Source organism: Streptomyces niveus (assembly GCF_001723055.1).
GTDB classification, from domain to species: domain Bacteria; phylum Actinomycetota; class Actinomycetes; order Streptomycetales; family Streptomycetaceae; genus Streptomyces; species Streptomyces niveus.
In genome coordinates this window covers 1-9,830 of the sequence record NZ_MDCR01000190.1, presented here as the reverse complement: position 1 = coordinate 9,830, position 9,830 = coordinate 1, and the positions used below count along the sequence as shown (strand labels likewise).

Here is a 9,830-nt window from a genome sequence, read left to right as displayed (position 1 = left end):
CGGCGAGTGGTGGTCGCCCTGAGTGGTGACGTCGTCGACGTTCTTCTCGCTCTTCTCGGTGCTCATCTTCTCCCCCTTGGGATCGCCTGCGTCTTACGAGGCGGCCTTCCGCCCGGATACTCCCCCGAGGTCTCCGGGCAGAAGGCCTGGTGGACCGCCCACCTCCCGACGGAGCTGGTGGTCCCAAGCGACCCGTCTGCCCCCCGAGGCGACGGATCGAATATGCACTGGAGCATGCCTAAAGAGCATAAACATTCGATGAACGCCCAGGCCGGGCACCCCGCAGGACATCGGACGTCCCTCGCGTGCATCCGTGTCCCTCACGCCGCGCCGCATGCAATTGCGCCGCGCCGGGCGGTACTTACGCCGCGCTGAGCGGCGCGTCGAGCAGCCCCCGTACTTCCTCGGCCTCCGCCGCGTCCGACTGCCCGAGCAGCGACAGCGCCTCGCGCCAGCACACCCGCGCGCGGTCCGCCTGCCCCAGATTCTCCAGCGCCTTGCCCAGCGTGATCAAGACGTTGGCCCGCGTCCGGTCGCCGCCGATGCAGCCGATCGCGAGCGCCTGCTCGGCGTGCTGCGCGGCCGACGCGGCGCGCCGGGCCGCGAAGTGGGCCTGGGCGATACGGAAATGGGTGGTGCCCTCCCACAGACGCTGCCGGTTCGCCTCGAACCCCGCGAGCGCGTCGGCGAGTTGCTCCAGCGCCTCGCCGAGCCGCCCGGCGTGGGTGAGCGCGATGCCCAGCGCGAAGCGGGCGTTGGACAGCCGCAGGGTGTGACCGATGCTGTCGTAGACCTGGACGCCCTGCTCGGCCAGCGCGATGGCCCGTGACGTACGGCCCATGGAGTGCTGGATACGCGAGAGGTTGCACAGGGCGCTCGCCTCGCCGGGGCGGTTGCCGTCGGCGCGGGAGCCCTCCATCGCCTTGAGCAGATGCGCCTCGGCGTCCTTGTAACGGCCCTGGTTGAAGGCGATGATGCCGCGGTCGTTGTCCGACCAGTAGACCGGCGCCGGGTCCTGGACGGACTGGGCCAGCGCCGCCGCCTGCCGGGCCTCGTCGTCCGCGTCCTCGTAACGGCCCGCCACCAGATGGACGTTGGTCATCGAGGTCCGGGCGCGCCCCTCCGTACGGGCGTCACCCGCCGCACGCGCCGCCGCCAGCGCCGAACGGGCCGCCGCCTCGTACGACTTGGAGTTGGCCCCCGACTCCGCCAGGTCCTGCGCGGCCCACAGCAGATCCACGGCGCCGCGCAGCCGCGTCCCGCCCGCCGCCTGCCGGGCACACGCCAGCAGGCAGTCGGCCTCCGCGTACAGCCAGTCCTGCGCCTCCTGCCGGTCGGTGAAGACCAGGCCCTCGTACTCCGTCGGCTCCAGATGGTCCTTGAGCCGGTCGCCAGGGCGCTCGATCGTGTAGACCCGCGCCGCCGTCGCCAGATAGAAGTCCAGCAGCCGGTTGAGCGCCAGGTCGATGCCGGTGGGCGGCTGTTCGTCGCGGTCGGCGCAGGCACGCGCGTAGAGCCGGACCAGATCGTGGTAGCGGTAGCGGCCCGGCGCCGCCGACTCCACCAGTGAGGTGTCCACCAGGGACTCCAGCAGATCCTCGGTCTCGTGCAGCGGCAGATCCAGTACGGCGGCTGCCGCCGCCAGCGAGATGTCCGGCCCGTCGGCCAGCCCCAGCAGCCGGAACGCGCGGGCCTGCGCGGGCTCCAACTGGCCGTAACCCAGCTCGAAGGTCGCCTTCACCGCCAGGTCGCCCGCCTGGAGCTCGTCGAGCCGCCGACGCTCGTCGGCGAGCTTCGCCGCCAGCACCGCCACCGTCCAGGTGCGGCGCGAGGCCAGCCGGGAGGCCGCGATCCGGATGGCGAGCGGCAGGAAACCGCAGGCGGCGACCACGTCCAGCGCCGCCTCGCGCTCGGAACTGACGCGCTCCTCGCCCACGATGCGGGTGAACAGCTGAAGCGCCTCGTCCGGCGACATCACGTCCAGGTCGACCAGATGAGCGCCCTCCAGGTCGACCATCCGGACCCGGCTCGTGACGAGCGCGGCGCAGCCCTCCGTGCCGGGCAGCAGCGGGCGCACCTGCGCGGCGTCGCGCGCGTTGTCGAGCAGGATCAGCACCTGGCGGCCGTCCAGCGTCGAGCGGTACAGCGCGGAGCGCTCGTCGAGCGAGGCCGGGATCGCCGAGTCGGGCGTGCCGAGCGCCCGCAGGAACGAGCCGAGCACCGCCTCCGGTTCGGCGTAGCGCGCGTCGGCGCCCTGGAGGTCCACGTACAACTGGCCGTCGGGGAAGCGCGGCCTTGCCGCGTGCGCGACATGCACGGCCAGCGTCGTCTTGCCGACGCCGCCGATACCGGCGAGCGCGGAGACGGCCATCACCGATCCCTCGGCGCTCGCCAGCCGCCTGCCCAGCTCCCGTACGAAAGCCTCGCGGCCCGTGAAGTCCGGCACCGTGGCGGGGAGTTGGGCGGGCCGGGTGAAGGTCACGACCGGCGCGGTCTCCTCCACGGGGCGGGCCAGCTCGGCGTCCGCCTGGAGGATGCGGTGCTGGAGCCGGGAGAGTTCGGGGCGCGGGTCCACGCCCAGCTCGTCGGCGAGGAGGCGGCGTGTGTCCGCGTACACGGCCAGCGCCTCGGCCTGCCGGCCGCTGCGGTAGAGGGCCAGCATCAGCAGCTCGCGCAGGCGCTCGCGCAGCGGCTGATCGGCGGTGAGCGCGGTGAGTTCGGAGACGGCCTCCGCGTGCCGGCCAAGCTCCAGGTCTATGTCCAGCCGGTGTTCGACGAGTTGGAGCCGCCATTCGTCGAGCCGGTGCCGCTCGGTCTCGGCGTACGGCCCCGGCACGGAGGCCAGCGGCTCGCCGTCCCAGAGCCCCAGCGCCTTGTTGATCAGCAGGCGGGCCTGCTGCCGGTTGCCCGCCGCCCGCTCCTTCTCGGCGGCGACGGACAGATTCCGCGCCAGGCTCAGGTCCAGGGCGTCGGGCCGGGTGCGCAGGGCGTAACCGCCGGACTCACTGACCAGGACGCCGGGGGTCAGGACCTTGCGCAGCCGGGAGGCGTACGTCCGTACGGCGGCGAGCGCCTGCGAGGGCGCGGCGTCGCCCCAGATCGCGTCGATCAGCTCCCCGGCGGTGGCGGTACGGCCGTCCCGCAGGAGCAGGGCGGCGAGCAGCGCGCGCTGCTGCGGCGAACCGGGCGCCAGCAACTCGCCGCCACGCCAGGCACGTACGGGCCCGAGCACGCTGAAGCGCAGCTCACCGACGGGGGGCTCGGGCGCCGGGACCGGGAGCGGAACCGGGGCCCGAGACGACGTCGCGGGGCTGTCGGGCGCGCTGTTCGTCGTGGCCGTCGTCGTGGTCGTCGTGGTGATGGATGCGGCCGTCGCTGTGCTGTCCAGTGTGGCCGGAGCGCGCTGCTCTGGTACGCGCGGCCCGCTGTCACGGTCCATAGCTCCCCCTGCCCCCGAACTGCCGGTATCGCCCCCGACAGTCTGCCTTGTCCGGAGCGGCGGCGTCAGCCTCGGGCGGCGGTCTGCACAAGCCCTCGACACGGTAAAGGACGAGGCCCCTCCGGGTAAATCCGGGTGCGGTCCCCGCACCGGTCACATCTGCGCGCCGGCGTCCGTCAGTCCGGTGAGGGCGGCAACGCCCACGACACGACAACGACGCCAACGACACGACAACGTCAGGGAGACGGCGATGGAAACACGTTCGATCACGGCGGCGGTACCGATGGGCCCGCGGCTGTCCGAGGACCCGACGAAGCTCGTTCCCGAACTGACGGAGGTGTCGGCGGCGCTGTTCAAGGCCGTCGGCAACGGCTCCGTACCGCGCACCACGATCGGCCTGGTCCACCTGCGTGCCGGACAGATCGTCCGCAACACCTATCTGACCGTTCTGCACACGGGTTTCCTGCGCAAGGCCGGCGCACCGGAGGAGCAGATCACCTCCGTGGCGTCCTGGCAGGACTCGCCGTACTTCGACGCCGCCGAGCGCGCGGCCCTGGCGCTGGTCGAGGCCGTACTCCAGCCCTCGGCGCACGGCGAGCGCGTCCCCGACGAGCTGTACGACCTGGTGGCCGCGGAGTACGACGACAAGGCGCTCGCGACGCTGATGAACGCCATCGGCCAGGTCGGCTTCTTCATGGCGATCGCCCTCGTCGCCAAGCCGGTGCCCGGCCGCTCGTTCAGCGACCCCTGGAAGTGACCCCTGGAAGTGAGCCCGGCGCCCCCGCCCCGCCTCCGGCGGCAGGGGGCGCCCGGTCAGTACGTCACTACGCGCCCTCGCGCCCCAGGAACACCGGGTTCGTCAGCGCGACGAAGTTGCCCGGCAGGGGCGGGGCCGTCGCGGGGCGGCGGACCTCGGCGCGTACGTACGTCGCGTACTCGGGCGTCGTACGCCACTCCACCGTCCCCGTGCCCGACTCCGGCAGTGTGACGGTGTGCAGCGTCCCCTGGTCGGTGACGATGCGCGCCGAGCTGCCCGCCGGGGCGCCGGTGACCTCCAGACGTACCGTCACCGGGGTGTCGTCCGCCACCCGCAGCCGCTCGCCGATGCCCGCGTGCTGCCCGCGACCGCCCGAGACGCCGAAGGTCAGGGAGACGGCCGCCGACTCCGCGATGTAGCTGCGGCCCGCGCGGATGCCGGCCAGGATCGCCTCGCGGGACAGGTCGTCGGCGAGAACGACCGTCTGCGGGGTGCCGATCGGTTCGGGGTCGCGGTGCGCGTCGCTGCTGCCCATCGCCGGGGTCCACGGCCGGCCCGAACGGGCCGCCGACACCAGGGTGTTGTCCCAGGACGCCAGGGCGACCTCGTCCTCCGGGGTGAAGGGACCGTTCCACACCTCGACCGCGTCGGCGTCGCCGAAGCCGAACTTCCAGTTGCAGCCGATGCAGGTGGCGTGCGGGTGCGCGGGCACGACCAGACCGCCCGCGCGCCGTACCTCGCGCGCGTAGTGGCCGAAGCGGTTGTCGCGGGCGCGGTAGCGCCAGTCGACGAAGGTGCCCGCGTCCATGCCGATCGCCACGACATGGCCGTTACGGGTGGTGATCTCCTCGCCGGTGAGGATCAGCAGGTCGTCGCCCCACAGCCCCTCCCACGCGGTGTGCGAGGACGAGGTGTTGTGCTCACTGGTGTTGATGAAGTCCAGCCCGGCCGCCCGCGCGCCCGCCGCGATCTCGGCCGGGGTGCGCCGGCCGTCCGAGTGCACGGAGTGCAGATGGCAGTCGCCCCGGTACCAGGCGCGCCCGCGCCCCTTGGCCCGCTCCGGCGGGTGGACCGGGCGTGGGGTGCGGCCGGGGGTGCCGTACGTGAGGGTGATGGTGACCTCGTACGCCAGACCCTGGGGCGCGACGGTGTACGGGCCGAGCGCGATGTGCCACTTCCCGGACCGCACCGGGCCCTTCAGGTACCCGGGGGTCGCCTCGTCGGCGCGGATGAAGAACTCGCTGCGCGCGCCGCCGGACCAGCCCCGGAAACCGTCGCCGCCCAGGTCGGTGCCGCGCTCGTCGAAGATGCCGATGTCCAGCGCGTTGCCCTGCTGGCCGGCGGGCATGGCCGGGCGCTCGTAGCTGTACGCGACGCGGATCTCGCGAACGCCGCGCGGCACGTCGACCGGCAGATAGACGAAGTCGGGGGAGCCGGTCGGCAGGGTGCCGCGCACGGTCTTGGTCTCGGTGCCGCTCGTACCGGTCGTACCGCTGTCGTCGGACGCGGCGTTCGCGAAGCTCACGCTGCCCAACGTAAGGGCCGCGGCGGCCCCCGTGACGAGCAGACCGCGTCTGCCTATCGCGTGTTCCGTGTGGTCGTTGCACATGCCGACGGCTCCCCGGGGTTCGAGAGGGACAGGAGTGGAGGTTCCGAACCCTGGTATTGAGTCGTGAACGCCCGTACAAGGGAAGGGGGTGGGCAGGTGGTGCGCACATTGCCAGTGGCCACGGCGCGCGACACGTGCCGGTCCCGCCCGAGCGGGCATAGGTTGGAACGCCGCCCGACCGCCGACCCCCTCCAGCTGAGAAGAGAACGCCCGCATGCGCATCGCGACCACCATCTTCCTCACCGACGAGACCATCACACCCGTGCGGCTCGCACGGGAGCTGGAGGAGCGTGGCTTCGCCGGGCTGTATCTGCCCGAGCACACCCACATCCCGGTCGAACGGACCACCCCCTACGCGGCGGGCGGCGACCTGCCGCGTGAGTACGGCCGTACGCTCGACCCCTTCGTCGCGCTCGCCCAGGCGGCGGCCGTCACCGAACGCCTCGGTCTCGGCACCGGCATCACGCTCATCGCCCAGCACGACCCGATCGGCCTCGCCAAGCAGATCGCGACGCTCGACCATCTGTCGGGCGGCCGGTTCACGCTCGGGATCGGCTTCGGCTGGAACAAGGAAGAGGCCGCGGACCACGGCGTGGAGTGGACGACCCGGCGCGCGCTCGGCTGGGACCGGCTGGCGCTGATGCGCGCGCTGTGGGCGCCCGAACCGACGCCGTACGAGGGCGAGTTCGCCTCCGTACGCGCCAGCGACGCCCACCCGAAGCCGGCGAACGGTGCCCCGCGCACCCTGGCCGGCGGCGCGGCGGGCCCGAAGCTCTTCGCCCACATCGCCGAACAGACCGACGGCTGGCTGCCGATCGGCGGCCGGGGCCTCGCGGAGTCGATCCCGGTCCTGCGCACGGCCTGGGAGTCGGCGGGCCGCCCGCCCGAGGCCCTCCAGATCGTCCCGTACGCCGTCCGCCCCACGCCGGGCAAGCTGACGTACTACGCGGACCTGGGCGTGACCGAGGCGGTGCTCCAACTGCCGCCGGGTGACGAGACGGAGGTCCTGCGGACGCTGGACGAGTACGCGCGGTACGTGTGACGGTTGCCGTCGGCCGGCGTCTCCGCGCAGGTGAAAGAGTGTGCGGATGAGCACGCCGTACGACCACGACACCGTCACCCTGAGAGTCCCGCCGCAGCCCGCCCCGGCGGCACCCGGGCCCGGCAAGGCGGGCGGCGGTCTGGGCAAGTCCAGCGCGCTCATGGCCGCCGGCACCATCGTCTCGCGCATCACCGGGTTCGCCCGCACGCTGGTCATGGCCGCCGCCATCGGCGTCGGCACCCTCAACGACTCCTACCAGGTCGCCAACGTCCTGCCCACCATGATCTACGTCCTGGTCGGCGGGGGCGCCCTCAACGCCGTGTTCGTGCCGCAGCTCGTGCGCGCGATGAAGAAGGACGACGACGGCGGCGAGGCGTACGCCAACCGCCTCCTCACCCTCGTCCTGGTGGCGCTCGCGGCCGTCACCGTGCTCTGCGTCGTCGCCGCGCCGCTCCTCGTCCACGCCATGTCGCCGGAGATCGCGGACGATCCGCGCCGGCTGGCCGTCACCGTGGCCTTCGCCCGCTACTGCCTGCCCACCATGTTCTTCATGGGCGCCCATGTCGTCCTCGGCCAGATCCTCAACGCGCGCGGCCGTTTCGGCGCGATGATGTGGACCCCGGTCCTCAACAACCTGGTGATCATCGCGGCGTTCGGCGGTTTCATCTGGGCGTTCGGCGGCTTCACGAGCACCGGAGTCACCCCCGCCACCATCACCCCGGAGGGCGTACGGCTGCTCGGCATCGGCACGCTCCTCGGCCTCGCCGTCCAGGCGCTCGCCATGCTGCCGTACCTGCGCGCCGCCGGCTTCCGGCTCCGCCCCCGCTTCGACTTCCGCGGCCACGGCCTCGGCAAGGCGATGGGCCTCGCCAAGTGGACGCTGCTCTTCGTGCTCGCCAACCAGCTCGGCATGGTCGTCGTCACCCAACTCGCCACCAAGGCGGGCGCGGCGGCCGAACGAGCGGGCTTCACCGGCACCGGCATCACCGCGTACAACTACGCGCTGCTCCTGTGGCAGATGCCGCAGGCCATCGTCACCGTCTCCGTCATGACGGCCGTCCTCCCGCGCCTCGCCCGCTCCGCCGTCGACGGCGACGCGACCGCCGTACGCGACGACCTCTCGTACGGCCTGCGGACCTCGGCCGTCGCGATCGTGCCGTGCGCCTTCGCCTTCCTGGCCCTGGGCGTCCCGATGGCGACGCTCCTGTACGCGGGCTCCGGCGCGGAGGGCGCGCGGGGCATCGGCTTCGCGCTGATGGCCTTCGGCCTCGGCCTGATCCCCTACTCGGTCCAGTACGTGGTGCTGCGCGGCTTCTACGCGTACGAGGACACCCGAACCCCCTTCTACAACACCCTCGTTGTGGCCCTGGTCAACGCCGCCGCGTCCGCCCTCTGCTTCGCCGTCCTCCCGCCGCGCTGGGCGGTGGTCGGCATGGCCGCGTCGTACGGCCTCGGCTACGCCTTCGGAGTCGGCATCGCCTGGCGCCGCCTCCGCCGCCGCCTCGGCGTGGACCTGGACGGCGCCCGCGTACTGCGCACCTACGCCCGCCTGATCGCGGCCTCGGTCCCGGCGGCTCTGGCGGCGGGCGCAGTGTCGTACACCCTGACCACCGAGCTCGGCCCCGGCGCGCTCCCGTCCCTCCTGTCCCTGACGGCGGGCGGCACGGTCCTCCTGCTCGTCTTCCTGCTCACGGCCCGCCTGCTGCGCGTCCCGGAGTTGACGGCGCTGACGGCCATGGTCCGCACACGGCTGGGCCGTTGACCCCGGCGACCGGTCGCGAGGAGGTTCAGGGCGCGGGCGCGGCCGGTGGTGTGTCGCGTAGAGCGGACGCGGCTCGGGTCAGTGCGGTGAGGGCTGGTGAGTGGTGGCCGGCCGGCCGGGCGAGCACCGTCGTGATGGCCGGGGCGTCGATCACGGGTACGGCGACGTGGTCGGGCCACTGCCAGGCGCGGCTGGAGGCGGGGATGACGAGCAGCGTCTTCCCGAGCGCGACGAGATGAGCGAGCTGGGACTGGGTGTGCACCTCCGGCCCGGGGCCGTCCGGATAGGTGCCGTCGAGCCGGGGCCATCGGGCGATGGGAAGGCCGGGCACGTCGCTGACGTCCGCGAGGGTGAGCCGGGGACGCGCGGCGAGCGGGTGTGCCGACGGCAGGAGGGCGACTTGGCCTTCGGTGCAGAGGTCTTCGGTGTCGAACCCGGCCAGGTCGTCGACCGGCCGGTGCATGAGGGCCACGTCCGCGCGCCCGCTGCGCAGGAACCGTGCCTGCTCACCGACCTCGCACAGCACGACCTCGACCGGTGCCGCGCCGGTGTCGGCCGCCGCCGACGCGAGGAGCCGTCGGAGCAGTTCGTGCGATGCGCCGGCTTTCGTCACCAGTACCAGTGGCCGCTGGAGATCCTCCGCCCGCCGGGTCCGGTGCGCGGCGGCCGCGACCGCGTCGAGGGCTGCCCGGGCTTCGCGCAGCAGCACACCGCCGGCGCCGGTGAGCGCCACTCCTCGTCGGTCCCGGTCCAGGAGCCGGACGCCGAGCCGGCGTTCCAGCTGCCGGATGGCGCGTGACAGCGGTGGTTGCGCGATCCCGAGCCGGTGGGCGGCGCGCCCGAAGTGCAGTTCCTCGGCGACCGCGACGAAGTACCGCAGCTCACGGGTCTCCAGATCGTCCACGACCGCCGCCCCGTCCACCGTGTGATACCTGCCGGGTATCACAGCGTACTTGATCGATATTGGACGAAACGGACGCCGCCCGCCGAGCATGGAGAGCGTGAACGACACCAAGACAGCGCTGGTCACCGGCGCGAACAAGGGAATCGGCTTCGCCATCGCCCAGGGTCTCGGAACCCTTGGCTTCACCGTCGCCGTGGGGGCGCGTGACGACGCCCGGCGCGAGGATGCCGTGGAGCGGCTGCGTGCCGCGGGCACGGACGCGTTCGGAGTCGCCCTCGACGTCACCTCCGACGACAGCGTCGCCGCCGCGGCGGCGA

The 9,830-nt window shown here is 72.8% G+C and carries 7 protein-coding genes; 4 read left to right on the top strand and 3 right to left on the bottom strand.

Features of this window, described 5'->3' with window-relative positions; genetic code table 11:
* Positions 1 to 361: 361 nt before the first annotated feature.
* Positions 362 to 3,439, bottom strand: coding sequence for an SARP-family global regulator AfsR (gene afsR / locus BHU15_RS22255; RefSeq protein WP_069628819.1), 3,078 nt, complete (start codon positions 3,437 to 3,439; stop codon positions 362 to 364).
* Positions 3,440 to 3,689: 250 nt separating this feature from the next.
* On the opposite strand from afsR, the gene BHU15_RS22250 reads away from it, so the two are divergent.
* On the top strand, positions 3,690 to 4,196 hold the full coding sequence (locus BHU15_RS22250; RefSeq protein ID WP_069628818.1) for a carboxymuconolactone decarboxylase family protein: 507 nt from the start codon (positions 3,690 to 3,692) through the stop codon (positions 4,194 to 4,196).
* 67 nt (positions 4,197 to 4,263) lie between these two features.
* On the opposite strand, the gene BHU15_RS22245 is transcribed toward BHU15_RS22250, so the two are convergent.
* Positions 4,264 to 5,805, bottom strand: a complete 1,542-nt coding sequence (locus tag BHU15_RS22245) for a CehA/McbA family metallohydrolase (RefSeq protein ID WP_069628817.1) — start codon at positions 5,803 to 5,805, stop codon at positions 4,264 to 4,266.
* A gap of 214 nt (positions 5,806 to 6,019) precedes the next feature.
* Between BHU15_RS22245 and BHU15_RS22240 the strand changes: the two genes are divergently transcribed.
* Positions 6,020 to 6,847: an LLM class F420-dependent oxidoreductase gene (locus BHU15_RS22240; RefSeq protein WP_069628816.1), complete on the top strand. Its 828-nt coding sequence runs from the start codon at positions 6,020 to 6,022 to the stop codon at positions 6,845 to 6,847.
* A 46-nt stretch (positions 6,848 to 6,893) separates the two neighbouring features.
* On the top strand, positions 6,894 to 8,609 hold the full coding sequence (murJ, locus tag BHU15_RS22235; RefSeq protein ID WP_069628815.1) for a murein biosynthesis integral membrane protein MurJ: 1,716 nt from the start codon (positions 6,894 to 6,896) through the stop codon (positions 8,607 to 8,609).
* Between the two features lie 25 nt (positions 8,610 to 8,634).
* Here the strand turns inward: murJ and BHU15_RS22230 are convergent, their stop codons facing one another.
* Positions 8,635 to 9,513: a LysR family transcriptional regulator gene (locus BHU15_RS22230; RefSeq protein ID WP_069628820.1), complete on the bottom strand. Its 879-nt coding sequence runs from the start codon at positions 9,511 to 9,513 to the stop codon at positions 8,635 to 8,637.
* Positions 9,514 to 9,601: 88 nt separating this feature from the next.
* On the opposite strand from BHU15_RS22230, the gene BHU15_RS22225 reads away from it, so the two are divergent.
* A partial coding sequence (locus tag BHU15_RS22225; protein WP_141726857.1) for an SDR family NAD(P)-dependent oxidoreductase occupies positions 9,602 to 9,830 on the top strand: 229 nt, incomplete at its 3' end.

Excerpts from the sequence above, each read along its gene's own strand:
- afsR (WP_069628819.1), bottom strand. The coding sequence starts at position 3,439 with ATGGACCGTGACAGCGGGCCGCGCGTACCAGAGCAGCGCGCTCCGGCC.
- BHU15_RS22250 (WP_069628818.1), top strand. The coding sequence starts at position 3,690 with ATGGAAACACGTTCGATCACGGCGGCGGTACCGATGGGCCCGCGGCTG.
- BHU15_RS22245 (WP_069628817.1), bottom strand. The coding sequence starts at position 5,805 with ATGTGCAACGACCACACGGAACACGCGATAGGCAGACGCGGTCTGCTC.
- BHU15_RS22240 (WP_069628816.1), top strand. The coding sequence starts at position 6,020 with ATGCGCATCGCGACCACCATCTTCCTCACCGACGAGACCATCACACCC.
- murJ (WP_069628815.1), top strand. The coding sequence starts at position 6,894 with ATGAGCACGCCGTACGACCACGACACCGTCACCCTGAGAGTCCCGCCG.